Below are 26,311 nucleotides of genomic sequence, written 5' to 3'. Positions count from 1 at the left end.
GTCACTGGAGACTCAAGCCTAGGAGCGCCCCGCCCGGATCAGAGCGCGCTGCCGGCCTTCCAGTCGGCCCAGGAGAGGTTCCAGTCGCTCAGGCCGTTGCCCGGATCCACCGTGCGGTCACCGGAGTTGACCACCTCCACCACGTCGCCCGCCATCGAGCTGCGGTAGAACTTCGCGCCGTCGGTGCCCGGGTCGCCCGCGCCCTTGACGTCGCGCAGCGCGATGCAGCCGTGGCTGGTGTTGCTCCTGCCGAAGGCCGAGGGCGCCGACCAGTAGTTGCCGTGGATGAAGGTGCCCGAGGTGGTCAGCCGCTGGGCGTGCGGCACGTCGGGGATGTTGTACTCGTCGCCGAGGCCGACCGTGGCGGAGTCCATCTTGGTCTGGTCGAACCGCTCCGAGATGACCATCCGGCCCGCCCAGGTGCGGTGCTGGGGCGAGCCGCCGATCACCTTGTAGACGGCGCTGACCTGGCCGTCGGTGGTCACCGTGAGGGTGCCGGCCGCGAGGTCGGCCACCGAGGTCTGGGCCCGGCCGACGGTGAAGCCCACGTCCTTGGACTGGGTCCCGTAGACGCCGGGGGCGCCCTGGACGTCCTTGAGCCGCAGCTTGAGGGTGACCTTGGTGCCCTTGGCCCAGTACTGCTGCGGGCGGAAGTCGAGCCGGGTGCTGGAGTACCAGTGGCCGACGATCTCCACGCCGGGCTCGGCGGTCACGGTGATCGCCTGCTGGACGGCCTTGCGGTCGGTGACCGGCTTGTTGAAGGTGATCGAGACCGGCATCCCGACGCCGACGGTGGAGCCGTTCTCCGGGGTGAAGTGGCCCACGAAGGTGTTGGCGGGGGTGGCGGTGCTGAACGAGGTGTTGGCGTCCGCCTGCAGCTTGGCGCGGTCGGTCGCGACGGCCGCCACCGTGTACCGGGTGCCGCTGCCGAGCGGGTCGGTGCTGGTCCAGCTCTGCCCGTCGGCCGCGAGCTGCCCGGCCAGCTCCCGTCCGGTGGCGTCGGCGACCTTGACCGAGTCGAGCGTGCCGTCGGCCACGGTCACGGTGACCGGCTTGCCGAAGGCGGCGTTGGGGGTGCCGTCGGCGGGCGAGACGGTGATCACGGCGGCCGAGGTCTTCGGGGTGGGGCCGGCGGCGCCGGGCGAGCTGCCGGCCCCGGACGAACTGACGACGGACGGGCCGCCGCCGCGGCCTGTGCTGCAGGCGGCGACCATCAGGACCGGCGCGCCGAGCAGCCCGGCGAGCACCCCGCGCCGGCTCCAGGTCCCACCGTCCGTGCCACGCTCCCGCTGCTCCTGTGCCACGACCGTCTCCCTGCTGCCGACCCACATATCGGATATAACGACTCGATCCAGGGCGTATCGGTTCCGCCGAAGAGGTTCAGATCGTATGAGATGGCGAGAGATTGCGCCAAAAATGGACATACCGCCCAACTGACCGGCCGTTTGGCCGCCGCTGGACGGTATGCGCAACGCCGCGAGGGGAGTTACTCCACCTCGAACTCGTAGCTGTCCTCCTCCGGGTCGTACGCGACCTGCGCGGACTCCCAGGTGGCCTGCGTGAGTTCCACCCCGGGCACGTCGCCGAGCAGCGCGACGGGGTCGATGAAGTGGGCGAGCGAACCCGAGGGGTCCAGCTCGATCGCCTCGACGGACTGGGCGCGCTCCTCGTCGTCGAGGTACTCGTCGGCCTCGACCTGGCCGAGCGCGGCGGCCTTGAGGGCGCCCTCGTCGGTGATCTCGGCGATCAGCTCGATGCTGAGGCGGACATAGCGGGGGGCGTCGGACTCTTCGACACTGGTCTCTTCGGTGCTGGTCATGGGCCGAGCGTAGGCGAGAACGGTGCCGTTGACCCAACGGCACCCACCGACGACCACCGGCGCCCGCCAACGGCCCGTCGGAACACCGCAACGCCGGAACGCCGGGAACGAACACCGCAACGCCGGAACGCGGCGAGGGCCGGTCCCGGTGAACCCGGGACCGGCCCTGCCGGTCGCTCCGCCCTGCTCCCCCACCCGGGAGCCGCGGAGCCGCGCCACCGAGGGCGCGAGGTGCCGTGGGAGCCGCCACACCCTGCAGGCCGGCGCGAACCAGCGGCAGGGGCGGGACGACGGCGGCCCCCACGTGGGGCCCCTCCACCCGCGAGCGGGCCGGGAGGGAGACACAGTGCACCGGGTCAGGCCGGTGTCGTGTGTCCGATGGCCGCCGTGCCCGGGGAGCCGCTCCCGGACACCGCCTGCCATCACGCTCGGCGTTCTGCCGTGCGCACTACGATGCCGGACCGTTGTTAACCGGGTGCTGCACGCAGATGACGCCGGTGTACCAGATGGTCCGAAAACGAACCATCAGGTAAACCGGCGTCACACCCGGCCGAAGGAGCACCAGCGGCACGGCACCGCCGGTGCGGTACCGGCGGCGCGGCCCGGGCCCGCGACAGGATCAGTGCGCGGTGCGGGCCATGAAGGCGAGCAGGTCCTGGCGGGTCACGATGCCCTGCGGCTTGCCGTCCACCAGCACCACGGCGGCGTCGTTGGCCTCCAGCACGCTCATCAGACCGGTCACCGACTCGCCCGAGCCGACCACCGGCAGCGGCTTCGACATGTGCTGCTCCAGCCGGTCGGTGAGCTGCGCGCCGCCGCTGAACAGCGCCGCCAGCAGGTCGCGCTCGGCCACCGAACCGATCACCTCGCCGGCCATGATGTCCGGGTGCCCGGCGCCGGGCGAGACCACCGGCATCTGCGAGACGCCGAAGTCGCGCAGCACCTGCACGGCCTCGCCGACCGTCTCGGCCGGGTGCATGTGGACGAACTGCGGGATGCCCTCGTGCTCGATGCCGTCCTTGCGGGCCAGCACCTCACCGATGGTGTGCTCGTCCTCGGCGGTGGGCAGGAAGCCGTAGTCCGCCATCCAGTCGTCGTTGAAGATCTTGGACAGGTAGCCGCGGCCGCCGTCCGGCAGCAGCACCACGACCACGTCGTCGGGGCCGAGCCGCTTGGCGACCTCCAGCGCGGCCACCACGGCCATCCCGCAGGAGCCGCCGACCAGCAGGCCCTCCTCCTTGGCCAGGCGGCGGGTCATCTGGAAGGAGTCCTTGTCCGAGACGGCGACGATCTCGTCCGCCACCGTGCGGTCGTAGGCGGTGGGCCAGAAGTCCTCGCCGACGCCCTCGACCAGGTACGGACGGCCGGTGCCGCCGGAGTAGACCGAGCCCTCCGGGTCGGCGCCGATCACCTTCACCGTGCCGTCCGAGGCGTCCTTCAGGTAGCGCCCGGTGCCGGAGATGGTGCCGCCGGTGCCCACGCCCGCGACGAAGTGGGTGATCTTCCCCTCGGTCTGCTCCCACAGCTCCGGGCCGGTGGAGTGGTAGTGCGAGGCCGGGTTGTCCGGGTTGGAGTACTGGTCCGGCTTCCAGGCGTTCGGGGTCTCCCGGACCAGGCGGTCGGAGACGTTGTAGTACGAGTCGGGGTGCTCGGGGGCCACCGCGGTCGGGCAGACCACGACCTCGGCGCCGTAGGCCCGAAGCGTGTTGATCTTGTCAGTGGACACCTTGTCCGGACAGACGAAGATGCACTTGTAGCCCTTCTGCTGGGCCACGATCGCCAGCCCCACGCCGGTGTTGCCGCTGGTGGGCTCGACGATGGTGCCGCCGGGCTTGAGCGCGCCCGAGGCCTCGGCCGCCTCGATCATCCGCATCGCGATCCGGTCCTTGACCGAACCGCCCGGGTTGAAGTACTCGACCTTGGCCAGCACGGTGGCCGAGATGCCCTCGGTGACCTTGGTCAGCTTCACCAGAGGGGTGTTTCCGACCAGCTCGATGATCGAATTGTGGTACCGCACGGGGATCCTCCCGGTCTGTGGCCATGGCCGTTCTTCGGTGATCCAAGCCTATGGCTCCAGATGGTCGACTCCGCCCGATAGCGCGAACCCATCGAGGGGTATGGACGCAGTGGCCGCGCGCGCTGTACCTGGTGCGGGGTCGCAGGCCGGTCGGACCGGCCCCGGACACCGCGGGTGACCGGACGGACGCGAAGGGGGTAGCCGGATGCCAGGGGCGCAGCAGTCGAGGGTGCGGGTCGCCCGCCGGATCGCCACGGCCGCGGCGTACGGCGGCGGCGGGCTGGGCCTGCTGGGCGCCGGGCTGGCCGGGTTGCTGATCACCGAGAGCCGGCTCGCGGTGCGCGCGGTCGGCCTGCTGGAGGGCGACCCGCCGCGGGCCGACGGCGTCTACGGGGACGGCCTGGCCGACCAGAGCAGCGCCGAGCAGGAGCCGCTGGTGCTCGCCTTCCTCGGCGACTCCACCGCGGTGGGCCTGGGGGTGCGGCGCAGCCGGGAGACGCCGGGGGCCCTGCTGGCCACCGGACTGGCGGCGGTGGCCGAGCGGCGGGTCAGGCTGGTCAACGTCGCGGTCTCCGGTGCCCGTTCCGACGACCTGGCGCGCCAGGTGCGGCTCGCGATGGCGGCCCGCCCCGAGGTCGCGGTGATCATCATCGGGGCCAACGACGTGACCCGGCACACCCCGGCCGCCCAGGCGGTGCGCCAGCTCGGCGAGGCGGTGCGGGACCTGCGGATGCTCGGCTGCGAGGTGGTGGTCGGCACCTGCCCGGATCTGGGCACCATCAAGCCGGTCCGGCCGCCGCTGCGCTGGCTGGCCCGGCGGGTGAGCCGGCAGCTGGCGGCGGCGCAGACCATCGCGGTGGTGGAGGCCGGCGGGCGCACCGTCTCGCTCGGCTCGCTGCTCGGGCCCGAGTTCGCCGCGCGCCCCGAGATGTTCGCCTCCGACCGCTTCCACCCCTCCGCCCAGGGCTACGCGACGGCCGCGATGGCGGTGCTGCCCTCGCTGTGCGCCGCGCTCGACCTCTGGCCGCAGGCCGCCGAGGAGGAGCCGGCCACCCGCCGGGAGGCGGTGCTGCCGATGGCGGTGGCCGCGGCGACGGCGGCCGGGCGCTCGGGCACCGAGGTGGCCGGCGCCTCGGCCGGGGCCGGCGGCAGCCGCTGGGCGCTGGTCAAGCACCGGCTGCGGCTGGCCCTGCCGCAGCCCTCGCCGGTCGCCGCGGCGACGGACGACGGCGAGTCGGCCAGTTCACACCCGGGCACAGATGACGTACGCGCTACTTGGGAGTAACTTTCCTCTCCATAGCAGCCGGACACGCACCCAGGAGCCGTCATGCCCGAAGCCGTCATCGTCAGCGCCGCCCGTTCGCCGATCGGCCGCGCCTTCAAGGGCTCGCTCAAGGACGTCCGCCCGGACGACCTGACGGCGCAGATCATCGCCGCCGCACTGGCCAAGGTCCCGGAGCTGGACCCGCGCCAGATCGACGACCTGATGCTCGGCTGCGGCCTGCCCGGCGGCGAGCAGGGCCACAACCTGGCCCGGATCGTCGCGGTCCAGATGGGCATGGACTACCTGCCCGGCACCACCATCACCCGGTACTGCTCCTCCTCGCTGCAGACCACACGGATGGCGCTGCACGCGATCAAGGCGGGCGAGGGCGACATCTTCGTCTCGGCCGGCGTGGAGACCGTCTCGCGCTCGATCAACGGCACCTCGGACGGGATGCCGAACACCCAGAACCCGGTCTTCGCCGATGCGGTGGCCCGCACCGCCAAGCGCGCCGAGGAGGGCGGCGGCGAGTGGCACGACCCGCGGGAGGACGGCCTGCTGCCGGACGCCTACATCGCGATGGGCCAGACCGCCGAGAACCTGGCCGCGCTCAAGGGCATCACCCGCGCCGACCAGGACGCGTTCGGGGTGCGCTCGCAGAACCTGGCCGAGGCCGCGCTCAAGGCCGGCTTCTGGCAGCGCGAGATCACCCCGGTCACCACGCCGGACGGCACCGTGGTCTCGGCCGACGACGGCCCGCGCGCCGGGGTCACGCTGGAGGGCGTCCAGGGCCTCAAGCCGGTCTTCCGCCCCGACGGCACGGTCACCGCGGGCAACTGCTGCCCGCTGAACGACGGCGCCGCGGCACTGGTCGTGATGTCCGACACCAAGGCGCGCGAGCTGGGCATCACGCCGCTGGCCCGGGTCGTGTCGACCGGCGTCTCGGCGCTGTCCCCCGAGATCATGGGCTACGGCCCGGTCGAGGCCTCCCGGCAGGCGCTCAAGCGGGCCGGCCTGACCATCGACGACATCGACCTGGTGGAGATCAACGAGGCCTTCGCGGCCCAGGTCATCCCCTCCTACCGGGACTTGGGCATCGACCTGGACAAGCTGAACGTCAACGGCGGTGCGATCGCGGTCGGCCACCCCTTCGGCATGACCGGCGCCCGGATCACCACCACGCTGATCAACTCCCTGCAGTGGCACGACAAGCAGTTCGGCCTGGAGACGATGTGCGTGGGCGGCGGGCAGGGCATGGCCATGGTGATCGAGCGGCTGAGCTGAGACGCAGCGGACCCACCCGGCTCGCCACTCGTTTGGCATAACAGAGCGTAATTGAGGGCCAGATCACCCCGCGGGGTCCGATCTGGCCCTCAACTCGTTGTTCCGGCCATCGACTTCGACCCCCCGCAGTCGTGCAACTGCGCAGCGTACACCAGCACGCCCTTGAATTTTTGGACAATGACCAACGTCACGGACATTTCGGACATCTTCCACTGCAGCACCACCCACCCATACGGCAGTGTGGAGACGTTCCCCTGTTCCACTCCCCGCGAGGAGTACGTTCCGTGAGCGCCGTCTATGTCACCCTGCTGCTGATCCTGATCGTCGTCTCGTCGGCCGTCCTGCTCCAGCTGCGCGCCCTGCGCCGGCTGACCGCCGCCCGGCTCACCGCGCCCGCCCCCGTGGACGAGGACGCGATACGCCGCGCCGTCGCCGACGCGCTGGCCGCCGACCGGGAGCGGGAGATCGCCGAGGCCCGGGCGTTCTGGGCCGAGCAGGAGGCCCGGGCGGCCGAGGACGACCCGCTGCTGGACACCCCCTTCGCGGGCGCGCCGGGCGAGTTGGGGCACGGCCTGAGCGGTCTGAGCGGCCTGGGCCCGGTGGAGACCTGGCCGATCTTCTTCCCCCAGCCCACCGGCCCCGAGGATGCGGTGGACAACGCGGGCACCATGGACCCGGCCTTCGGCGAGGCGCTGCGCTCGGCGCTGGAGGACATGATCAGCGACAGCGGCTCGCTGGCCGCGCCCGGCACCCCGGGCGGCCACCCCGCCGGTCACCCGGGCAGCCACCCCGGCCAGGGCGCGCCGAACGGCGAGGGCAACGACGCCCGGGCCGCGCGCGAGGCCGACCTGCTGGCCACCGGCCTGGAGGCGGGCCTGCTCGACCCGGACCCGGCCGCCGGGGCCGAGCCCGCCGCCGCCCCCGACCCGCGCCGCCACCCCTCGCACCCCGACTTCGTGCCCAGCCAGGCCCCGTCCCGCGAGTGGACCGACACCCGGCTGACCGCGCTCGCCGAGGAGCGGGTCGCGCTGACCGACGTGCGCCCCGGCCCGCTCGGCACGCTGGACGTCTACGCCTTCGCCGACGGCACCACGCTCTGCGTGGCCCCCGGTGACCGGGAGGCCGCCTACCGGCTGATCGACGCGGTCCGGGCCGGCGAGGACGTCCGGCTGCTCGGCGGCTCGCGGTTCTCCGGCTCGTACTCGCTGACCTTCTCCACCGACGAGGAGGCCGTCTACGTACTGGCCGACCGTGTGGTGGCCAGCATCTGACGCACCGTCGGACACTTCCCCCGCCGGCGGCCCGGTGGCCCAGGGGCTGACGGCGTCAGCCGCAGAGCGCGCCGACCTCGGCGACCGCCGCAGCCGCCCGGGCCAGCACCTCGCCGGCGTCGGGCCCCGGGGCGTCGAGTGCCGCCGGGAACGGCGAGGGCGTGACCAGCGCGGTGACCAGGTCGTGGCCGGCCACCGCGAGCTGGTCGCCGACCGCGAAGACGCCCGCGTCCGGCACGGTCCGGGCCGCGGCCCGCGGCCCCTCCTCCAGCCGTTGCGCCGCATCCGCCAACTGCTGTGCCAGCGCCAGCGCGGCAGCCGCGCGCGAGGCGTGACCGGGTACCGCACCGAGCAGCCTGCTCTGCGGCATCGCACGGAACCGGTCCGCCAGCCGCTCGACGGACTCCACGAACTCGGCCAGCGCCTCTTCACCCATGCCGGGAGCCTAGCCCCCCGCCCGCACCGCCCCGGACCCGCCCGGGGCCCCGCTCCGCGTCGCGGAGCGGGGCCCGGTGGCACGCGGCCCGACCGGCGGTCGGTCAGTCGTCGCCGCGCAGGATGGCGATCAGCCGCAGCATCTCCAGGTAGATCCAGACCAGCGACAGGGTCAGCCCGAAGGCCGCCCGCCAGGACTCCTGCCGCGGCGCACCGCCGCGGATCGCCTGCTCCACCGCCGCGAAGTCCAGCGACAGGAAGAACGCGCCGAGGCAGATGCCGACCAGGCCGACCACGATCCCGAGCGGACCGGAGTTCAGGCCCAGCGAGGCGCCGAACAGCGAGGCCACCAGGTTCACCAGCATCAGCAGCACGAACCCGAGGGCGATCGCCAGGCCGACCCGGGTGTACCGCTCGGTGACCTTGATCCGGCCCGTCCGGTAGGCGATCAGCATGCCCGCGAAGACAGCGGCCGTGCCGAGCACCGCCTGGAGGGCGATGCCCGGCAGGAGCGTGTCGAGGACCTTCGTCAGGGCGCCCAGGAAGAAGCCCTCCAGCGCCGCATAGAGCAGCACCAGGACCGGACTGACGCTGCGTCGGAAGCTGACCACCAGCCCGACCACGAGGGCCCCCAGCGCGGCCGCCCCCGCGATCCGGAAGCTCGCCTCCGGCAGCGCGAACCAGGCCACCGCGCCCGCCGCCACCACCGTGAGCAGGGTGAGCGCGGTACTGACGACCACGTCGTCGATGGTCATCCGGCCGGTGGCGCGCGGCCCGGCGGCCGGCGCGGCGTACAGCTCCTCCAAGTGCTCGGCCGTGAGCGGCTGGTCGTACCGCCCCGTGTCGTGCCGGGCGCCGCCGAACCCGGCGTATCCGGTGCCGCGGCTGAACGATCCCTCCCGCGAGAAGACCGGGTTGCTGCTTCTCATGCTCTTCCTCCCAGGGCGGCACGTCGCCACCCGCCGGGCCAATGGTAATGCGTTGGTAAAGGAAACGGCATGATCCGCGAAAGCGTTCCCGGACGGCACGAAGAACCCCCAGGTCGGTGAGCCGGCCTGGGGGTGCGGTATTCCTGGCTGATCCTGGTCGTCCTGCGGGTGGTGCCCGGAGCCGGACTCGAACCGGCACGGCCTCGCGGCCAAGCAGTTTTAAGCTGCCCGTGTCTGCGTTCCACCATCCGGGCGGGGACCACTGGGCCCGTGTGTGGGCTACCCCTGAGCCTAGTCGTCCCGATCCCTCTCGCGCATGTTCCCAGCCATGGAAGTTGTCATGTTTCCTTGCCATCTGACGAACAGTCTGCGATCCGGCCACCCGAGGCACTGAAATCGGCCATCAGGGGTCGTGTCATACCGCAGGAGGAGATCGGCGGTCCCGGGTCAACCTCGCGGTCAGCCCGTAACCCTCCATCGGGGCGACCAAACGGCCCAAAGTCCACTGGAGCATGGAGGTATCCCCGAGTGAACCGCCGTCGCCCGACGGCCGACCCCCAGGAGTGCCCCGTGACCACGACCGCAGCCGCCGTCCGCACCGACCGGGCCGCTGCCCGGGCGACCGGCCTGAACAAGGTCTACGGCTCCGGCGAGACCCGGGTGGTCGCGCTGGAGAACGTGGACATCGAGTTCCGGCAGGGTGAGTTCACCGCGATCATGGGGCCCTCCGGCTCCGGCAAGTCGACCCTGATGCACTGCATGGCCGGGCTGGACGCGGTCACCTCCGGGTCCGCCACCATCGGCGACGTCGAGCTGGTCGGGCTGAAGGACAAGCAGCTGACGCAGCTGCGCCGGGACAAGATCGGCTTCGTCTTCCAGGCGTTCAACCTGCTGCCGACCCTGACCGCGCTGGAGAACATCACGCTGCCGATGGACATCGCGGGGCGCAAGGTGGACAAGGCCTGGCTGGACGCGGTGGTGGAGACGGTGGGCCTGTCCGGTCGCCTGTCGCACCGGCCCAGCCAGCTCTCCGGCGGCCAGCAGCAGCGCGTGGCCTGCGCCCGCGCCCTGGCCGGCAAGCCGGACATCATCTTCGCCGACGAGCCCACCGGCAACCTGGACTCGCGCTCCGGCGCCGAGATCCTCGCCTTCCTGCGCAACTCGGTGCGCGAACTGGGCCAGACCGTGGTGATGGTGACCCACGACCCGGTCGCGGCCAGCTACGCGGACCGGGTCGTCTTCCTGGCCGACGGCCGGATCGTGGACGAGCTGACCGCACCCACCGCGGACACCGTGCTGGACCGGATGCGCCGCTTCGAGGCCAAGGGCCGGACCAGCTGAGCCCCTCGGCACCCCCGTCCCCGCGCCCGCACATCTGACCCCTGGACTCCCCATGTATCGCACCGCACTGCGCAATGTGCTGGCCCACAAGGGCCGGCTGCTGATGACGGCGCTCGCCGTGCTGCTCGGCACCGCCTTCGTGGCCGGCACCATGGTCTTCTCCGACACCTTCGGTTCGGCCCTGAGCAACAGCTACTCGAAGAGCTACTCCGACCTCTCCGTCCAGGTCACCGACCGCGCCTCGCAGTCCACCGCCGGCGACAGCGGCACCGGCAAGAGCGCGGCCACCGGCCCGCAGCTGACCGCGGCCACCGTCGACCGGCTCGCCGCGCTGCCGGGCGCGGCCCAGGTGCGCGGCACGGCCGAGAACTTCGCCGCCGTCGCCGACAAGCACGGCAAGGCGCTGGGTCAGGGCCTGGGCTCCTACGGCGCCAACTACGTGCCGAACAGCAGCGGTGCCGACAGCCGCTACCCGATGGCGCAGGGCCGGGGCCCGCAGAAGTCCGGTGAGATCGCGCTGGACCAGCAGAGCGCCGACAAGGCCGGCTACCGGATCGGCGACACCGTGCGGGTGGCCACCAACGGCCCGGCCATGGACACCACGCTGACCGGCATCTTCACCACCAACGACCCCAACGTGGAGTCCGGCGACCCGCTGGTGCTCTTCGACACCGCCACCGCCCAGCGCCTGCTGCTGACGCCGGGCCAGTTCTCCGAGATATCGGTCACCGCCAAGCCCGGCACCAGCCAGGAGGCGCTGCTGGACCAGGTCCTGCCGGTGCTGCCGCACAGCAACTCGGTCACCGCCGAGACCGCCGCCCAGCTGCAGGCCGACCAGCGCACCCAGGTCGACAAGCAGATGTCCAGCGTGCGCACCATGCTGCTGGCCTTCGCCGGCATCTCGCTCTTCGTCGGCATCTTCATCATCGCCAACACCTTCTCCATGCTGGTCGCCCAGCGCACCCGGGAGCTGGCGCTGCTGCGCGCGATCGGCGCCAGCCGCAAGCAGGTCACCCGCTCGGTGCTGCTGGAGGCGCTGCTGATCGGTGCGTTCTCCTCGGTGGCGGGCCTGCTCGCGGGCATCGGCATCGGCGCGGGGATGCAGTCGCTGATCGGCCACCTGGGCAGCGGCACCACCCCCTCGGGCCCGCTGGTGATCTCCCCCACCACGGTGCTCACCGCACTGGTGGTCGGTGTGCTGGTCACGGTGGTCTCGGCGCTGCTGCCGGCCCGCCGCGCCTCCCGGATCGCTCCGGTGGCCGCGATGGCCAGCGGCGACCAGCCGGCCACCCAGAAGGGGCTGGCGGTGCGCAACAGCATCGGCGGCGTGATCACCGGCGGCGGCCTGGCGCTGATCCTGTGGGGCGCCTCGGCCGGCACCAGCGGCAAGTGGATCGTGGCCGGCGGCGCGGTGGCCACGCTGATCGGGACCTTCATCCTGACCCCGCTGCTCTCCCGCCCGCTGATCGCGCTGATCGGCCCGGCCCTGGGCAAGCTGTTCGGCGTCTCCGGCAAGCTGGCCCGGCAGAACGCGGTGCGCAACCCGCGCCGCACCGCCGCCACCGCCTCGGCGCTCACCATCGGCCTGACCCTGGTCAGCGCGCTGACCGTGCTGGCCGCCTCGATGAACGGGTGGCTGGACAAGGAGATCAGCAGCTCGCTGAAGGCCGACTACACGGTGCAGATGTCCAACGGCCTGCACGTCTCGCAGGCCATCGCCGAGCAGGTTGCCAGGACCCCGGGCGTCGCGGCCTCCTCCCCGGTGAACGACACCTACCTCAACCTCGACGGCCAGGACCAGTCGGTCACCGGCGTCGACCCGGCCCAGGTGCCGCAACTGCTCACGCTGACCATGCAGAGCGGTTCCTTCGCCGCGCTGGGCCAGGGTCAGCTGCTGGTCGACGCGAACACGGCCAAGAGCCGGCACCTGGCCGTGGGGAGCACCCTGCCCGCCGCGTTCCCGGACAGCGGCACCGGCACCGGCACCGGCACCCTCACGGTCGGCGGGATCTACACCACCAACCCGCTGATCAACTCGTCGGCCATGATCAGCAACGCGGTCCTGTCCGCCCACGGCGTCCGGCCCACCTACAACCAGGTGCTGGTGAAGGGGGCGCACGGCGAGAACAGCACGCTGGAGCAGGCGCTGGTGTCCGCCGGCGGGAACAACCCGCTGATCCAGGTGCAGAGCCAGCAGGACATGCGCAACGAGCTGAACTCGGTCATCACCTTCGCGCTGAACATGCTCTACGGACTGCTGGCCATGTCGGTCCTGGTGGCCGTGCTGGGCGTGGTGAACACCATGGCGATGTCGGTCTTCGAGCGCAAGCGCGAGATCGGGATGCTGCGGGCGATCGGGCTGAACCGTCCGGCGGTCAAGCGGATGGTCCAGCTGGAGTCGGTGGTGATCTCGCTCTTCGGCGCGGTGCTGGGCCTGGGCCTGGGCTGCTTCCTGGCCTGGGCGGTGGCCGGCACGCTGAAGGACGACCTCTCCGGCCTGACCACCGTGCTGCCCTACGGCAAGCTGCTGGTCTTCCTGGCGCTGGCCGGGCTGGTGGGCCTGGTGGCCGCGATCTGGCCCTCCCGGCGGGCGGCCAAGCTCGACATCCTGGACAGCATCAAGGCGGCCTGACCCGGCTGGGGGCCGGTCCGCCGGACCGGCCCCCAGCGGTGAACGGCAAGAAGGCCCCGGCCGGTGGTCCTCTCCACCGGCCGGGGCCTTCTCGTGTCCTGCAGATCCTGCTGGTACCGCTGGTCCTGCTTGTTCGTACTCCGCCCGGTCGCACGGCCGGCTGAGCACCACGGAGGTCGTGGTCCGGCGACACTGCCGGGCGGAGGGCCTCCGACTCACACCCCGGCTCCCTACTGCCGGGGTCAGTCGCTGCTTACTTGCTCGCGAGCGCCTTGTCGGCCTGGTCCGCCTTGCCGTCCACCGGCGCGGCCGGCTTCGGGACGACGACGGGGGTGACCTCCTGGAAGGCGCCGAACGGCTTCTCCATCTCCGAGAGGCCGACCGTCTCGCGCTTGAGGAACATCGCGAGCGTCCAGTCGGTGAAGACCCGGATCTTGCGGTTCATGGTCGGCACCCGGCTGCCGTGGTACAGGCGGTGGAACCACCAGGCCGGACGGCCCTTCAGCTTGTACTTGCCGAAGAGGATCGCCACACCCTTGTGCAGGCCCAGACCGGCGACCGCACCGAGGTTCTTGTGCTTGTACTCGGCCTGCGGGAAGCCCCGCATGCCGGAGATCACGTTGTCGCCGAGCACGATCGCCTGACGCACCGCGTGCTGGGCGTTCGGCGGGCACCAGGCGCCCTCGCCGACGGCGAGGTCCGGCACCTGGGCGTTGTCGCCGGCGGCCCAGACGTAGTCGAAGCCCTGGACCTGCAGGGTCGGGGCGGTGTCGACGTGACCACGCGGGCCCAGCGGCAGACCGAAGCTGGCCACGGCCGGGTTGGGCTTGACGCCCGCGGTCCACACGATGGTGGAGGCGTCGGCCTCGATGCCGTTCTTCAGCACGACGTGGCCGTCGATGCAGGAGTCCATCGAAGTCTCGATGTAGATCTCGATGTTGCGCTCTTCGAGCTTCTGCTTGGTCCACAGGCCGAGGTCCGGGCCCATCTCGGGCAGGATCCGGTTGGCCGCCTCGACCAGGATGAAGCGCATGTCGTCGCGGCTGACGGTCTTGTAGATCTTCGCCGCGTCCCGCGCCATGTCCTCGACCTCGGCGATGGTCTCGACGCCGGCGAAGCCGCCGCCGATGATCACGAAGGTGAGGGCCTTGCGCCGGATCTCGGGGTCCGCGGTGGACTCCGCCTTGTCCAGCTGCGCCATGACGTGGTTGCGGAGGCTGATCGCCTCTTCGACCGTCTTCATGCCGATGCCGTGCTCGGCCAGGCCGGGGATCGGGAAGGTGCGGGAGACCGAGCCGGTGGCCACGACGAGGTAGTCGAAGGGCAGCTCGTAGGTGTCGCCGGCCAGCGGCGCGATGGTGGCGACCTTGCGCGCGTGGTCCACCTCGGTCACGTGACCGGTGAGCACCTCCGCGTTCTTCAGGGCGCTGCGCAGCGGCGCGACGAGGTTGCGAGGCGCGACGTTGCCGCCGGCCGCCTCGGGAAGGAAGGGCAGGTACGTCATGTACGACCGCGGGTCGACGACCGTGACGGTCGCCTCCCCGTAGCGCATCTTCTTGAGGATGCGCATCGCGGCATACAGGCCGACGTAACCACCGCCGACAATGAGGATGCGAGGACGCTCCGTGGTGCTCATATCGGAAAGTATCCAGCACCGTTCGGAGCACCCATCGTGAGGCCCGTCACAACCGTCTGGACAGCCTCTGCTACACTGCCCGCCCCCATCCGGGCCCCTGAGGGTGGGTCAGCGGGCCCCCGCCCGGACCGTCCGGAGGCTCGGCCTCCGGCGCCCCGGTTGAGCAGCAACGATCCGGCTTCCAGCGATGCGACCGAGCGCTGTTTCGATTCCACCGGCCGATCCGAAGCCCCGCCTGGGATCCAGCGGGCAAGCCCGGTCGGCGGCCTTCGGTCCCACCAATCAGGACGAACCGCCCATCGGAGTGCGCCGAAAGGCGGGATCGCCATGTGAAGAAATTCACGAAGGTTTTTCGCGGCGCCGCGCCCGTCGCACGATCAAGGAGCCCGCAGCGGCCCTTCCGGTCTCTCTCCGCAGCCCACCGGTCTCTCTCCGCAGCCTCGGCGGACCAGTGGCGCCCGGCCCGCCGGGGACTCCGCAGGGTCCCGGCGGGCCTTCGGAACGACCGTCAGCCGGCCACGCTCCAGGCGATCCCGTCCAGGATGTCGTGCTCGCTGACCACCAGCTCCGCGGCCCCGGTCCGCTCCATGATCGACAGGAGCACCAGCGCGCCGGCCCCGATCACGTCCACCCGGCCCGGGTGCATGACCGGGATCGCGGCCCGCTCGGCGTGGGTGCTGCGCAGCAGCCGCCCGGTCACCTCGCGCACCTGCGCCAGCGTGAGCCGCGAGTGGTGCACCGCCTGCGAGTCGTAGGCGGGCAGGTCCAGCGCGATGGCGGCGACCGTGGTGACGGTGCCGGCCAGGCCCACCAGCGAGGCGGCCTCGGTCAGCGGCACCACCTCGGCGGCCAGGTCCAGCGCCGCCTCGATGTCGGCCCTGGCCGCCGCGATCCGCTCCTCGGTCGGCAGCTCGACGCCGGCGAAGTGGCGCTCCGTCAGCCGCACGCAGCCGATGTCCACCGAGCGCGCGGCCTGCACCCGCCCGCCGCCCAGCACGAACTCGGTCGAGCCGCCGCCCAGGTCGAAGACCAGGTAGGGGGCGGGCACCGCGGGCAGGCCGGTGAGCTCCTTGGTGGCGCCGGTGAAGGAGAGCTGGGCCTCCTCGTCACCGCTGACCACCTCGGGCTCGGCCCCCAGGATCTCGCGCACGCCCTTGGTGAACTCGGCGGCGTTCTCCGCGTCCCGGGAGGCGCTGGTGGCCACGAAGCGGGTGCGCTCCGGGCCCACGCCGTACTCGGCGATGACGGCCGCGTACTCGCGGCAGGCGGCGAAGGTGCGCTCCAGCGCCTCGGGGGCCAGCCGCCCGGTGCGGTCCACGTCCTGGCCGAGCCGCACGATCAGCATCCGGCGGTCCAGGTCGGTGATCTCGCCGGTGCGCGGATCGAGGTCCGCGATCAGCAGGCGGATCGAGTTGGTGCCGCAGTCGACCGCGGCGACCCGGGTGGCCGTCATTCCTGCTCCTCCTGCTGCTCGCGCTTGGCCGCGCGCTCCGCGGTCTTCTGCTCCTTGGCGGCGATCACGGCCGCGTGGTCCTCCTGCTGGGCCCGCTGGGCCTCGAGGGCGGCGATGCCGCTCTCGACGGCCTGCTCGCTCACGCAGGGGCCCTTGCGCCACCACTCGGGCAGCATCGCGAGCGCCTCGTCCCCCAGCGGGTTGACGCCGGGTCCGGCCGCCAGCGAGTGGCCGACCAGCACGTGCAGGCACTTCACCCGGTCCGGCATGCCGCCGGCCGACGGGAAGCCCTCCAGCACCTCGATGGCGTCACGGCGGGCGATGTAGTCCTCGTGCGCCTTCTGGTAGGCCGCCGCCAGCTCCGGGTCCTCGGCCAGCCGCGCGGTCTGATCCTTCATCACCCCGTCCGCCTCCAGGGTGCCGATCAGCGAGGCGGCCTTGGGGCAGGTCAGGTAGTAGAGGGTCGGGAACGGGGTGCCGTCGGGCAGCCGGGGAGCGGTCTCCACCACGTCGGGGTTGCCGCACGGGCAGCGGTGCGCCACCGCCCGGGTGCCGCGCGGGACGCGCCCGAGCTGGGCCGCCACCGCGGCGAGGTCGCGATCGGCGACCGGCTCGTCCTTGGCGGGCTGGGCGGCGGCGCTCTGGTTCTCAGTGCTCATCAGTTCTGCAGTCTTCTCACGGGGCGGGAGCCCCAGACGGGGCGGGGGTGGGGGCAGGGGCGGCAGCCGCGTCCACCGAGTCCCAGACGGCGGCGTACCAGGGCTTGGCCGCCTTCGCGGCGGCCTGCGGGGACCCGGCGCCGGCGGGCTGGGGGGGCGTGGCCGAGGGGGTGGGGTCGATGGAGACGAACGGGGTCTCGCCGGGCAGCGCGTAGTGCAGGCGCTCGCGGGCCTGGGCCTTGACGAACATCGGGTCCTGCCAGCGGGCCCACTCGGTCTTCAGCTGTTCCACCTGCTGGCGGGCCTGCTCGGCCTTGACCCGCTGGTCGCTGATCTGGGCGCGCTGGTTCATGAACTGCCGGGTCGGGTAGGCGAGGATCGCCACCAGCGAGCAGAGCACCAGGACCAGCACGGTGGCCCGGGAGGTGAACCGCGGCCGGCCGGCCAGGCCCGGGATCTTCCAGCGTGCCATCTCCTGACCCCTCCCGATCCGTCCGCTCGTACCGGCCCCAGTCGTGCCGGTGCCCCGGCGTCCACCCTACGGGGCGACGGCCGGGGCATCGGTCAGGCGTGCTGCGAGGGTGGTGCTCAGCCCTCGGGTTCAGCCCTCGAACTTCCGGTGCTCACTGGTCCGCGAAGCGGAACCGCGGGAAGGCCGCGCGACCCGCGTACTCGGCGGCGTCGTCGAGGATCTCCTCGATGCGCAGCAGCTGGTTGTACTTGGCGACGCGCTCGGAGCGGGCCGGGGCGCCGGTCTTGATCTGGCCGCAGTTGGTGGCGACGGCCAGGTCGGCGATGGTGACGTCCTCGGTCTCGCCGGAGCGGTGCGACATCATGCAGCGGTAGCCGTTGCGCTGGGCCAGCTCGACGGCGTCCAGGGTCTCGGTCAGCGAGCCGATCTGGTTCACCTTCACCAGCAGCGCGTTGGCGGTGCCGGTCTCGATGCCCTGGGCCAGGCGGGCCGGGTTGGTCACGAACAGGTCGTCACCGACCAGCTGGACCTTGGCGCCCAGCTTGTCGGTCATGGCCTTCCAGCCGTCCCAGTCGGACTCGTCCAGCGGGTCCTCGATGGAGACCAGCGGGTAGTTGTCGACCAGGTCGGCGTAGTAGTCGATCAGCTCGGCGGCGGACAGCGGCTTGCCCTCGAACTGGTAGGCGCCGTCCTTGTAGAACTCGGAGGCGGCCACGTCCAGCGCGAGCGCGACGTCCTTGCCGGGCACGTAGCCGGCCTTCTTGATCGCCTCGGTGATCAGGTCCAGCGCCTCGCGGTTGCTGTCCAGGTTCGGCGCGAAGCCGCCCTCGTCGCCCAGGCCGGTGGACAGGCCGCGCTCCTTCAGCACGCCCTTGAGCGTGTGGTACACCTCCACGCCCCAGCGAACGGCCTCGGAGAAGGACTCCGCACCGATCGGCGCGATCATGAACTCCTGGATGTCGACGTTGGAGTCGGCGTGCGACCCACCGTTGAGGATGTTCATCATCGGGACCGGCAGCACGTGCGCGTTCGGGCCGCCCAGGTAGCGGAAGAGCGGCAGGTCGCTGGCCTCGGAGGCGGCGTGCGCGACGGCCAGCGAGACGCCGAGGATCGCGTTGGCGCCCAGCGAGGACTTGTCCGGGGTGGCGTCCAGGTCGAGCATCGCCTGGTCGATCAGCCGCTGCTCGGTGGCGTCGTAGCCGACCAGCTCCGGGCCGATCTGCTCGATCACGGCGAGGACGGCCTTCTCCACACCCTTGCCGAAGTAGCGGTTCTTGTCACCGTCGCGCAGCTCCAGCGCCTCGAACGCGCCGGTGGAGGCGCCGGACGGGACAGCGGCACGGCCGGTGCTGCCGTCGTCGAGGCCGACCTCGACCTCGACCGTGGGGTTGCCGCGCGAGTCGAGAATCTCACGGGCGACGACGACATCAATGGACGGCACGAGGCATCTCCTAGACGGAAGCGGTCCTGCGGACGTGGAACGGAGTCGTTACGACCAGAGCCTAACCGCACCGGCCGCCCGGGCCGTCCAGGCCTGGGTGCCGTCTCACGGTGTGGCTCGGCTACCCGCGAGTAGTTCACTCGAAAGCGCGCGGGGCGTCGCCGGGGCCACGTCCCGGGGCACCCCGCGCGCTTTCGTCGGCCCGTCAGCCGAAGTGCAGCTGCTGGCCCGGCATGATCAGGTTCGGATCGCCGCCCACCGTCGAGTGGTTGGCCTGGTACAGCTGCTGCCAGCCGCCGGTCAGGTGCTGGGCCCGGGCGATGGAGGAGAGGGTGTCGCCGGCCTGCACCGTGTAGCCGTGACCGGCCGGGGCGGCCTGCGCCGCAGCGGCGGGCGCGGCAGGAGCGGGGACCTGGACGGGGGTCTGGACCGGGGCCTGGGCGGGAGCCTGGGCAGGGGCGGCGTACTGGTTGTACACGCTCTGGTGGCTGGTCCAGTACCAGCCGCCGTCCTTCTGGTACCAGAACACCTTGCCGTCCGCGTCCCAGCCGGCCTTCCCCGGGAAGTTCGGCGCGGCCGACTGCTGAGGCTGCGTCTGCTGCTGGGGCTGGGCCTGCTGCTGGGGCTGCGGCTTCGACTGCCGGGTCGCCGACTGCTCCTGCGGCGCGCTCTGCTGCTGGGCCGCGCCCGAGTCGGCGCTCGCGTCGAGGGCGGCCGAGGCGCCGCCCTTGCTCAGCCCGGCCTTGACCGAGCAGACCGGCCAGGCGCCCGGGCCCTGGTCCGCCAGCACCCGCTCGGCGACCGAGATCTGCTGGGCCTTGCTGGCCTGGTTGGCCTGCGCGGCGTACTGGGTGCCGCCGTACGCGGCCCAGGTCGAGGAGGTGAACTGCAGGCCACCGTAGAAACCGTTGCCACTGTTGATCGACCAGTTGTTGGTGCTCTCGCAGTTGGCGACCTGGTCCCAGACCGAGACCGGGGCGGCGTGCGCGCTGGTCGCGGTGAGCAGCGGAACCGCGAGGCCGACGCCGGCCACGCCGGCCGCGGCGATCGCCTTCTCGGCCTGGGTACGACGGCGGTGCCGGCCATTGCCAGTGAGCAGCATGAAGCTATCCCTCTCCGCACGCCTGCGAGGTGAGCTGTCGGGTTCGGGCCCGTGAGGTTGGCCCGGCCGCTGACGCGGCTTCACCCCTAGCCGTGGGAGACGGCAGAAAATCCTGGGTCCCCCGCCCCTGCCCGGGTGTCGGTCGGTGTCCCGGGAGCGCGACGGGCAGGACTCGGCGTTCCGCACTCCGGGGTTCGCAGCAGCGAACTCCAGGGAGGGTAAGCAGATTGACGGACCGATCACAAGCTCATATCGCGTACATCACATGAAAATTACGGAGCGCGATCGATCGCCTACCAACTGGTCTTGTTTGTCCGGGTTGATGGTCATTCAGACCGCACCGGACAACGGACTTCGACACGCCGTCAGAGCTGCCGTTCCGTCACTTCGCGGCAGCTTCGGGCATGAACGAAACAGGGAGTTCGCGCAGGCCGCGCATGATCAGACCGCCACGCCACCGCAGTTCGGCGGGGTCCGCGGCGAGCCGGAGATCGGGCAACCGGGTCAGCAGGGTGGCGAGTGCAGCCTGGCCCTCAAGTCGGGCCAGCGGAGCGCCGATGCAGTAGTGGATGCCGTGCCCGAAGCCGAGGTGCGGGTTGTCCCGGCGGGCCAGGTCAAGGGTGTCGGGGCGCTCGAACCTGGCCGGGTCCCGGTCGGCCGCCGCGAGCACCACCAACACCGGGTCCCCCACCGGGATCCGCACCCCGCCGATGGTCAACGGCTCGGTGGCGAACCGCCAGGTGGCCAGCTCCACCGGGCCGTCGAAGCGCAGCAACTCCTCGACCCCGGTGGCCAGCAGCCCGCGCTCGCCGCGCGCGATGGACTCCTGCAGCCGGGCCCGCTGGAGCGGCTGGTTCATCAGTGAGTACAGGCCGTTGCCGATCAGATTGACCGTGGTCTCGAACCCCGCGAACAGCAGGATGAACGCCATCGCCGCGGCCTCGTTCTCGGTGAGGTGCTCACCGTGGTCGCTGGCCCGGATCAGACCGGAGATCAGGTCGTCCCCGGGGTCGGCCCGCTTGCGGTGGATCAGCTCGGCCAGGTAGGTGCGCATCCGCTTGACCGCGCGCGCCACGCCGCCGCGCGGGCCGCCGCCGTGGCGGATCATCATGCCGGCCCAGTCCCGGAAGTCGTCCTGGTCCTCGGCCGGCACGCCGAGCAGGTCGCAGATCGCGTAGATCGGCAGCGGGAAGGCGAACTCGTGGATCAGGTCGGCCGAGCCGCGGGCCGCGAAGCCGTCGATCAACCGGTCCGTCAGCTGCTGCACCCGGGGCTCGAACTCGGCCACCCTGCGCGGGGTGAAGGCCTTGGAGACCAGGCGGCGCAGCCGGGTGTGGTCGGGCGGGTCGATGTTCAGCAGGTGCGTCATCAGGTCGGCCTGACGCTCCCCCGGGATCCCCACCCGTCCCGTGCGGTGCGCCTGCTCGCTGTGGTGCGCCGGGTTCTTGGAGAGCCGGGCGTCGGCCAGCGCCTGCCGGGCGTCCGCATAACGGGTGACCAGCCAGGCGTCAACCCCGCTCGGCAAGGTGGTGCGGTGCACCGGCGCGTGTTCCCGCAGCCAGGCGTACGCCGGGTAGGGGTCGGCCGCGAACTCCCAGGTGAAGAGGGTGGGCGGGGGCGAATCAGGCTGGTCGGACATGTTCTGACCGTATCCGGTCGCCGCCAGGAGTGAGTCTGGTCACCTGGCGGGTAATCCCTGTTGCGGAGGGTCAGCTGGAGCCTACGATCCTCCGATACGTGGTTGGCGGGCGACGCAGTGCGGCGGTGCCCCCAGGGAGGAGCAGGCCATGCGGGTAGCCGGGGCAGTGGTGGTTATCGCGGTACTCGACGGCGGCGACGGCGACGGGCCGGCCCGTCGGTTCGCCGCGGCGGGCGCCGCCGGCCTGCTGATCGCCGACCCCCGGGTCGGCGTCGCCGAGGACCTGGCCACCGCCCTGGACCGGATCGGCTGCCCGGTGGTCGGCGTCAGCTCCGACATCCACCAGCCGAGCGACATCGCCGCGCTGGTCGACACCGCCGAGAAGCACCTGGGCCCGATCGACCTGTTCTGCGTGGCCGGCCCGGACGGCGAGAAGATCGTCACGATGGCCGAGCTGCCCGGCCGCCTCCACCGCCTCGCCGAGCTGCTCGACCCGCTGAGCGAGGCGATCGGCGAGGCCCTCGGGACGGCGCTCGGCGAGGCCGTCCCGGCCCAGCGGCAGGCCGAGGGCGTCCGCCCGTAGGCAGGCCCTAGGCCGGCAGCCCCTCGGCGGCCCGCACCGCCTCCCGGTAGGCGCGCGCGGCCGCCCGCAGCGCCGCGTCCGGGTCCACCTTCGCGTCGTGGGCCCGCTGCACCACGGCCAGCAGCAGTGCGCCCGCCGACTCCTCGGTCAGCTCGGCCGGCAGCGCGTACGGGGCGTCGGGCACGCCGGTGAAACCGGCCCGGCGCACCCGCGAGACCAGCTTGGCCGCGTACGCCAGGGCCGGCAGGCCCGCCGGCACGCCGTCCAGGACCGACTCCCGGTCCTGCTTCTCGGCGGCCTTGAGCGCCTCCCAGTTGGCCTCCACCTGGTCGGTGGTGGCCGCGTCCGAGTCGCCGAAGACGTGCGGGTGGCGGTAGACCAGCTTGTCGACGATCGCCCCGGCCACCTCGTCGATGGAGAACGGGTCCTCGGCGTGCTCCTCGGCGATCCGGGCGTGGAAGAAGACCTGGAGCAGCACGTCGCCGAGCTCCTCGCGCAGGGTCGCGCGGTCGTCCTGCTCGATCGCCTCGACCAGCTCGTACGCCTCCTCCACCAGGTACTTCACCAGCGAGGCGTGGGTCTGCTCGGCGTCCCAGGGGCAGCCGCCGGGCGAGCGCAGCCGGTCCATCACGGCGACCAGGTCGAGCAGCCGGGCACCGGGCAGGTCGTAGGAGCCCGGCAGCAGCTCGATCTCGGGCGCCTGCCCGGCCTGCTCGACCGCGATCCTGGCCAGCGCGTCGGTCAGCCCCGGGTCGCCGTCCTGGCTGCCCAGGAAGAGCACCGGCGCCCGCCCGGTGAGCAGCCTGGCCAGGGCCGGCGCGCTGTCGCGCGCCACCAGCTCCACGGTCACCCCGGCCTGGGCCAGCGCGGGCAGCTGGGGGTGCGCCGGGTCGGCGGCCAGCACCAGCGGCGCGGCCTGCAGCGCCGACCAGGCGGGCCAGCTGAGCAGGCCGGGGGCGACCCGGTGGGTCGTGGTGAGCAGGGTCAGCTTCGGGGCGTCGATCACGGTGTCCACACCCCCGAACCTACCGCCCGGAGCGGGCCGGCGGGGTGGGCGCGGGGAGTGGTCCGGACGGGGTGGTCAGGAGGCGGCGCCGGACTGGGGCAGCCAGTCCTCGGTGGGGCTGTCCAGCACCGACTGCTGGACGTCCCAGCTGCCGTAGCGCGGGTTGACCGTCACCTTCAGCTCGCTCGCCGCCTCGGCCAGCAGCTGATGGATCGTCTTGTTGCCGTCGGTGGTGCCCAGTTGCTGCCCGCTCTGGGCCACCAGCTTCTGCAGGCCGATCTGCTCGCGGTAGAAGCCGTCGATCTCCCCCGCCGGCACCGCGTGCTTGAGCAGCAGCATCTGCTCCAGCCCCGTCTCGCCGCCCCAGGCCTGCGCCTGGTCGGCCCGGAGCTGGGCCACCTCGGTGTCGCTCACGGACAGCTGGTGCTGGGCCAGCGCGTAGTCGACCACGTCGCCGAAGACCATCCCGGAGACCGTCGCCCCCACCAGGCCGGCCTGCTCCTGGTACTGGCCGCTGGGCAGCTCGGCGGCCTGCGCACGGAACTCGGCCACCCGCGCCTCGACCGCGGCCTCGGTGATCCGGTCCCGGCCCACCACCGCGGCGGCCCCCGGATGCGGTGACTGCGCACCGCAGGCGCTGAGCAGCACTGCCGCCAGCACCACCCCGGCCGCGGGCACCAGGCGGTGTCCGCGGCGGACGGGAACGCGGCGAGCGGCAAAGCGGTGGACGGAGCTGCTGCGGATCACGCGGGGCCTCCCGGGCGGGGCTGCGGCGACGTCTGACTCCTGACGGGACACGACAATAGAGAGCCCGCCCGCCCGTTGCCCAGATGTTGCACCGAACGAGTGAGCTCGAACAGCTCATCTGACTGATCATCACATCCGCTGGGGCGGTGGCCGATCAGAGCCGGTTCGGGTGCCAGGCCGACGCCTGCGGCGGGTAGGACGGCCAGCTGCCGGTGCGCGGGTCCAGTGGCGGCGGCGCGGCGGGCGCGGGCTGCCAGGCCGACGGCGGCACGGCCTGCGGCGGCTGCGGTCCGGTGCGGCGGTGGCGCCCCAGCTGCTCCAGGTGCTGCCGCAGCCGGAGCACCTCCGGGTGGTGCGGGCCCAGCAGCGGCTCGCGGTCGAAGAGCAGCGCGAGCAGCCACTCCCAGGCGCCTTCGGTCTCCCCCGAGCCCGCCAGCAGCAGCCCGATCCGCTCCCGCAGGTCGAAGCAGCGCGACGGGTCGGTGTCCTGGCCCTGCTCCAGGCGCACGGTGTGGTCGGCCAGCAGCGCCCGGTACTCCGCCAACGCCTCGGGTCCCCGCCCCAGTTGTTCCAGACAGGCGGCGGCCTTGCGACGGTGGTCCAGCGCCTGCGGGGCCCGCGGCCCGCCCTCGGCCGCCGCACCGGCCGCCAGCAGCTGGTACTCGGGCAGCGCGGCCCGGTACTGACCCTCCTGGAGCAGGGTGCGCGCGTAGATCGTGCGCAGGGTGCGGACCAGCGGCGCACCGTCGCCGTGCGCGGCCCGGGCGAGCGGGAGCAGCCGTCCGGCGAGGTCGATCACCTCGGCGTAGCGGTGGGCGGCGAGCAGGTCGGAGACCCGGCCGCAGGCGGCGGCGAGCTCGGTCTGACCGGTGAGGCGGACGGCGGTGGAACCGGCGGGCGGCGCCGGCGGGAGGGCGCCCGCGCCGCCGGGCCCGCCCGGCAGCGGCTGGTTCGGGTGGCGGAACGGCCCGGTCGGATCCGGCACCGGCCCGTACGCCGGACGCGGCCCGCCCGCGTCGCCCGGCAGCAGCGGACGCAGTCGCTGGAAGACGGCCTGCGCGTCGCGCGGGCGGTCGGCCGGCGGCTTGGCCAGCAGCTCCAGCACCAGCGCCTCCAGCTCCGCCGGCACCTCGGGCCGCAGCCGCCGCAGCGGCACCGGCGCCTCGTCCACCTGGCGGCGCAGCACGCCGAGCGCGGTCGGCGCCCGGAACGGCTCCTCGCCCGCCAGCATCTCGTGGAGCAGGCAGCCCAGCGCGTACAGGTCGCTGCGCGCGTCCACCGCCCCGGAGAGCGCCTGCTCGGGCGCCATGTAGGAGGGGCTGCCGATCGGCACGCCGGTCATGGTGAGCCGGGTGTGCTCGCCGTCCAGCGCGGTGGCGATGCCCAGGTCGAGGACGACCACCCGGCCGTCCGGGCGGACCATCACATTGCTCGGCTTCAGGTCCCGGTGCACCACCGGGACGGCGTGCACCACCGAGAGCGCCGCGCAGATCTGGGCGGCCACGGCGACCGCCCACGGGACCGGGAACGGGGCCTCCTCGGCGATCAGGTCGCCCAGCCCGACGCCGGGCAGCCGCTGCATCACCAGGTAGAGCTCGCCGTCGTCCTCGCCCGCGTCGAAGACGGTGACCAGACCGGGGTGGTCGAGACCCGCGGTGATCCGGCACTCGCGCAGGAACCGCCGCCGCAGCTCGGCGCGGCGCTGCTCGATCTCCGGGCCCTGGGCGCCGACCAGCAGCGCCTCGGTGCGCAGCAGCTTCACCGCGACCCGCCGGTCGAGCCGCTCGTCGTAGCCGGCCCACACCTGGCCCATCCCGCCGTGCCCGATCTTCTCGGCCAGCCGGTAGCGGCCGCCGATCACCCGGGCCGCCCCGGCGCTCACCGCCCACCGTCCTCGGCCTGCCGGCGCAGCAGCTCGCCGAGCTGCTGCAACTCGTCCAGCGGCGCGGCGGCCGGCTGCGTCTGCGGTTGGGGTTGGGGTTGGGGTTGGGGTTGGGTCTGGGTCTGGGTCTGGGGTTGCTGGTACATCGGGACGGGCCCGGCCGGCCGGGGCACCGGCTGCTGGTACACCGGCGCCGGCACCGGCTGCCAGTACCCGGGCAGCGGCGCCGGGGACGGCGCGCCCCACACCTGCCGACGGTCCATCAGCAGGAAGTGCACGGGCGCCCCGAGCATCAGCACCCCCACCAGGGCCTGGCCCGTCCCGTTGGCCACCGTCGCGTGCTTGTCCCCGCCCGCGATCACCGCGCAGGCGACCAGCAGCACCGCCAGCGCCCCGACCACCACCGCCCCCAGCACGTCCGCCCGCCGCCTGCGCCGCGCGGCCAGCGCCACCGCGGGAACGAACCCGAGCACGCCGCCCGTCAGAACCGCCACCAGGCAGAGCAGCACCCGCGCGCCCGCCCCGAACGGCCCCTTCGCCGGCGCCGGCACCACCGGCCCGAACTACCCGGGAAACTGGCCAGCCATGCGTATCCGCCCCCACGCGAAGAAGTCCCCACCGACAAAATCGCGCCCACGCTACGCCCCCTCCCCCGCCTGCGACCAGCACGGACCCGTCCGCGGCGGTGCGCACCCGCGG

General features: G+C 72.6%; 21 protein-coding genes, 1 tRNA gene, 1 pseudogene and 1 riboswitch. Of the genes and pseudogenes, 6 read left to right on the top strand and 17 right to left on the bottom strand.

Annotated elements, in window-relative coordinates; translation table 11 throughout:
• Positions 1-38 precede the first annotated feature (38 nt).
• The 3 genes from OG294_RS23805 to OG294_RS23795 form a co-directional block, all read right to left on the bottom strand.
• Complete coding sequence (locus OG294_RS23805; protein WP_442789357.1) at positions 39-1,214, bottom strand: L,D-transpeptidase; 1,176 nt, start codon at positions 1,212-1,214, stop codon at positions 39-41.
• 272 nt (positions 1,215-1,486) lie between these two features.
• Positions 1,487-1,819: a hypothetical protein gene (locus tag OG294_RS23800; protein ID WP_327068565.1), complete on the bottom strand. Its 333-nt coding sequence runs from the start codon at positions 1,817-1,819 to the stop codon at positions 1,487-1,489.
• Between the two features lie 619 nt (positions 1,820-2,438).
• Positions 2,439-3,836, bottom strand: a complete 1,398-nt coding sequence (locus OG294_RS23795; protein ID WP_327068564.1) for a cystathionine beta-synthase — start codon at positions 3,834-3,836, stop codon at positions 2,439-2,441.
• Between the two features lie 205 nt (positions 3,837-4,041).
• Between OG294_RS23795 and OG294_RS23790 the strand changes: the two genes are divergently transcribed.
• The 3 genes from OG294_RS23790 (at position 4,042) to OG294_RS23780 (ending at position 7,655) form a co-directional block, all read left to right on the top strand.
• Positions 4,042-5,121 (top strand): SGNH/GDSL hydrolase family protein, encoded by a 1,080-nt coding sequence (locus tag OG294_RS23790; RefSeq protein ID WP_327068563.1) that lies wholly within the window; start codon positions 4,042-4,044, stop codon positions 5,119-5,121.
• 42 nt (positions 5,122-5,163) lie between these two features.
• On the top strand, positions 5,164-6,384 hold the full coding sequence (locus OG294_RS23785) for an acetyl-CoA C-acetyltransferase (RefSeq protein ID WP_327068562.1): 1,221 nt from the start codon (positions 5,164-5,166) through the stop codon (positions 6,382-6,384).
• A gap of 284 nt (positions 6,385-6,668) precedes the next feature.
• Positions 6,669-7,655: a hypothetical protein gene (locus tag OG294_RS23780; protein WP_327068561.1), complete on the top strand. Its 987-nt coding sequence runs from the start codon at positions 6,669-6,671 to the stop codon at positions 7,653-7,655.
• A 55-nt stretch (positions 7,656-7,710) separates the two neighbouring features.
• Here OG294_RS23780 and OG294_RS23775 read toward each other — a convergent pair whose 3' ends face one another.
• The 3 genes from OG294_RS23775 to OG294_RS23765 all read right to left on the bottom strand — a co-directional run bounded on the left by OG294_RS23775 (position 7,711) and on the right by OG294_RS23765 (position 9,273).
• Positions 7,711-8,091, bottom strand: coding sequence for a hypothetical protein (locus tag OG294_RS23775; protein ID WP_327068560.1), 381 nt, complete (start codon positions 8,089-8,091; stop codon positions 7,711-7,713).
• Positions 8,092-8,194: 103 nt separating this feature from the next.
• Positions 8,195-9,019, bottom strand: coding sequence for a Bax inhibitor-1/YccA family protein (locus OG294_RS23770; RefSeq protein ID WP_327068559.1), 825 nt, complete (start codon positions 9,017-9,019; stop codon positions 8,195-8,197).
• Positions 9,020-9,188: 169 nt separating this feature from the next.
• A tRNA-Leu gene (locus tag OG294_RS23765) sits at positions 9,189-9,273 on the bottom strand.
• A gap of 316 nt (positions 9,274-9,589) precedes the next feature.
• On the opposite strand from OG294_RS23765, the gene OG294_RS23760 reads away from it, so the two are divergent.
• Both OG294_RS23760 and OG294_RS23755 read left to right on the top strand, forming a co-directional pair.
• Complete coding sequence (locus OG294_RS23760; protein WP_327068558.1) at positions 9,590-10,360, top strand: ABC transporter ATP-binding protein; 771 nt, start codon at positions 9,590-9,592, stop codon at positions 10,358-10,360.
• 52 nt (positions 10,361-10,412) lie between these two features.
• Complete coding sequence (locus tag OG294_RS23755) at positions 10,413-12,992, top strand: ABC transporter permease (protein WP_327068557.1); 2,580 nt, start codon at positions 10,413-10,415, stop codon at positions 12,990-12,992.
• Between the two features lie 253 nt (positions 12,993-13,245).
• Here the strand turns inward: OG294_RS23755 and OG294_RS23750 are convergent, their stop codons facing one another.
• From OG294_RS23750 to OG294_RS23720, 7 genes and pseudogenes are all read right to left on the bottom strand, one after another.
• Positions 13,246-14,628, bottom strand: coding sequence for an NAD(P)/FAD-dependent oxidoreductase (locus OG294_RS23750; RefSeq protein WP_327068556.1), 1,383 nt, complete (start codon positions 14,626-14,628; stop codon positions 13,246-13,248).
• A gap of 508 nt (positions 14,629-15,136) precedes the next feature.
• Positions 15,137-16,081: a Ppx/GppA phosphatase family protein gene (locus tag OG294_RS23745; protein ID WP_327068555.1), complete on the bottom strand. Its 945-nt coding sequence runs from the start codon at positions 16,079-16,081 to the stop codon at positions 15,137-15,139.
• A gap of 122 nt (positions 16,082-16,203) precedes the next feature.
• Positions 16,204-16,740: pseudogene (locus tag OG294_RS23740) on the bottom strand (DUF501 domain-containing protein); the annotation flags it as partial.
• A gap of 16 nt (positions 16,741-16,756) precedes the next feature.
• A complete protein-coding gene (locus OG294_RS23735; RefSeq protein ID WP_327068553.1) occupies positions 16,757-17,212 on the bottom strand; it encodes an FtsB family cell division protein in 456 nt (151 codons plus the stop codon).
• A 151-nt stretch (positions 17,213-17,363) separates the two neighbouring features.
• A complete protein-coding gene (eno, locus tag OG294_RS23730; RefSeq protein WP_327068552.1) occupies positions 17,364-18,653 on the bottom strand; it encodes a phosphopyruvate hydratase in 1,290 nt (429 codons plus the stop codon).
• Between the two features lie 205 nt (positions 18,654-18,858).
• Positions 18,859-19,755, bottom strand: coding sequence for a LysM peptidoglycan-binding domain-containing protein (locus OG294_RS23725; protein WP_327068551.1), 897 nt, complete (start codon positions 19,753-19,755; stop codon positions 18,859-18,861).
• Between the two features lie 5 nt (positions 19,756-19,760).
• Positions 19,761-19,909, bottom strand: a riboswitch (cyclic di-AMP (ydaO/yuaA leader).
• Between the two features lie 228 nt (positions 19,910-20,137).
• Complete coding sequence (locus OG294_RS23720; protein WP_327068550.1) at positions 20,138-21,394, bottom strand: cytochrome P450 family protein; 1,257 nt, start codon at positions 21,392-21,394, stop codon at positions 20,138-20,140.
• A 148-nt stretch (positions 21,395-21,542) separates the two neighbouring features.
• On the opposite strand from OG294_RS23720, the gene OG294_RS23715 reads away from it, so the two are divergent.
• Entirely contained in the window at positions 21,543-21,977 is a 435-nt protein-coding gene (locus OG294_RS23715) for a hypothetical protein (protein WP_327068549.1), read from the top strand.
• A gap of 7 nt (positions 21,978-21,984) precedes the next feature.
• Here the strand turns inward: OG294_RS23715 and OG294_RS23710 are convergent, their stop codons facing one another.
• The 4 genes from OG294_RS23710 to OG294_RS23695 all read right to left on the bottom strand — a co-directional run bounded on the left by OG294_RS23710 (position 21,985) and on the right by OG294_RS23695 (position 26,166).
• Positions 21,985-22,992 carry a MazG family protein gene (locus OG294_RS23710; protein WP_327068547.1) on the bottom strand — a complete coding sequence of 336 codons (1,008 nt, stop codon included), beginning with the start codon at positions 22,990-22,992 and terminating at the stop codon, positions 21,985-21,987.
• Positions 22,993-23,058: 66 nt separating this feature from the next.
• Positions 23,059-23,730, bottom strand: a complete 672-nt coding sequence (locus OG294_RS23705; protein ID WP_327068546.1) for a hypothetical protein — start codon at positions 23,728-23,730, stop codon at positions 23,059-23,061.
• Positions 23,731-23,884: 154 nt separating this feature from the next.
• Complete coding sequence (locus OG294_RS23700) at positions 23,885-25,612, bottom strand: serine/threonine-protein kinase (RefSeq protein ID WP_327068545.1); 1,728 nt, start codon at positions 25,610-25,612, stop codon at positions 23,885-23,887.
• Positions 25,609-26,166, bottom strand: coding sequence for a hypothetical protein (locus OG294_RS23695; RefSeq protein WP_327068544.1), 558 nt, complete (start codon positions 26,164-26,166; stop codon positions 25,609-25,611). Before OG294_RS23695 ends, OG294_RS23700 begins: the two co-directional genes overlap by 4 nt.
• Positions 26,167-26,311 lie beyond the last annotated feature (145 nt).

This window comes from Kitasatospora sp. NBC_01302 (genome assembly GCF_035976515.1).
Taxonomy (GTDB): Bacteria; Actinomycetota; Actinomycetes; order Streptomycetales; family Streptomycetaceae; genus Kitasatospora.
Note: the sequence above shows the minus strand (reverse complement) of the source record. Positions and strands in the feature narration are given on the sequence as shown.

Coding starts and splice junctions, on each gene's coding strand:
- OG294_RS23725 (WP_327068551.1), bottom strand. CDS start 19,755: ATGCTGCTCACTGGCAATGGCCGGCACCGCCGTCGTACCCAGGCCGAG.
- OG294_RS23735 (WP_327068553.1), bottom strand. CDS start 17,212: ATGGCACGCTGGAAGATCCCGGGCCTGGCCGGCCGGCCGCGGTTCACC.
- OG294_RS23745 (WP_327068555.1), bottom strand. CDS start 16,081: ATGACGGCCACCCGGGTCGCCGCGGTCGACTGCGGCACCAACTCGATC.
- OG294_RS23755 (WP_327068557.1), top strand. CDS start 10,413: ATGTATCGCACCGCACTGCGCAATGTGCTGGCCCACAAGGGCCGGCTG.
- OG294_RS23800 (WP_327068565.1), bottom strand. CDS start 1,819: ATGACCAGCACCGAAGAGACCAGTGTCGAAGAGTCCGACGCCCCCCGC.
- OG294_RS23805 (WP_442789357.1), bottom strand. CDS start 1,214: ATGGTCGCCGCCTGCAGCACAGGCCGCGGCGGCGGCCCGTCCGTCGTC.
- OG294_RS23775 (WP_327068560.1), bottom strand. CDS start 8,091: ATGGGTGAAGAGGCGCTGGCCGAGTTCGTGGAGTCCGTCGAGCGGCTG.
- OG294_RS23715 (WP_327068549.1), top strand. CDS start 21,543: ATGCGGGTAGCCGGGGCAGTGGTGGTTATCGCGGTACTCGACGGCGGC.
- OG294_RS23785 (WP_327068562.1), top strand. CDS start 5,164: ATGCCCGAAGCCGTCATCGTCAGCGCCGCCCGTTCGCCGATCGGCCGC.
- OG294_RS23770 (WP_327068559.1), bottom strand. CDS start 9,019: ATGAGAAGCAGCAACCCGGTCTTCTCGCGGGAGGGATCGTTCAGCCGC.
- OG294_RS23750 (WP_327068556.1), bottom strand. CDS start 14,628: ATGAGCACCACGGAGCGTCCTCGCATCCTCATTGTCGGCGGTGGTTAC.
- OG294_RS23790 (WP_327068563.1), top strand. CDS start 4,042: ATGCCAGGGGCGCAGCAGTCGAGGGTGCGGGTCGCCCGCCGGATCGCC.
- OG294_RS23720 (WP_327068550.1), bottom strand. CDS start 21,394: ATGTCCGACCAGCCTGATTCGCCCCCGCCCACCCTCTTCACCTGGGAG.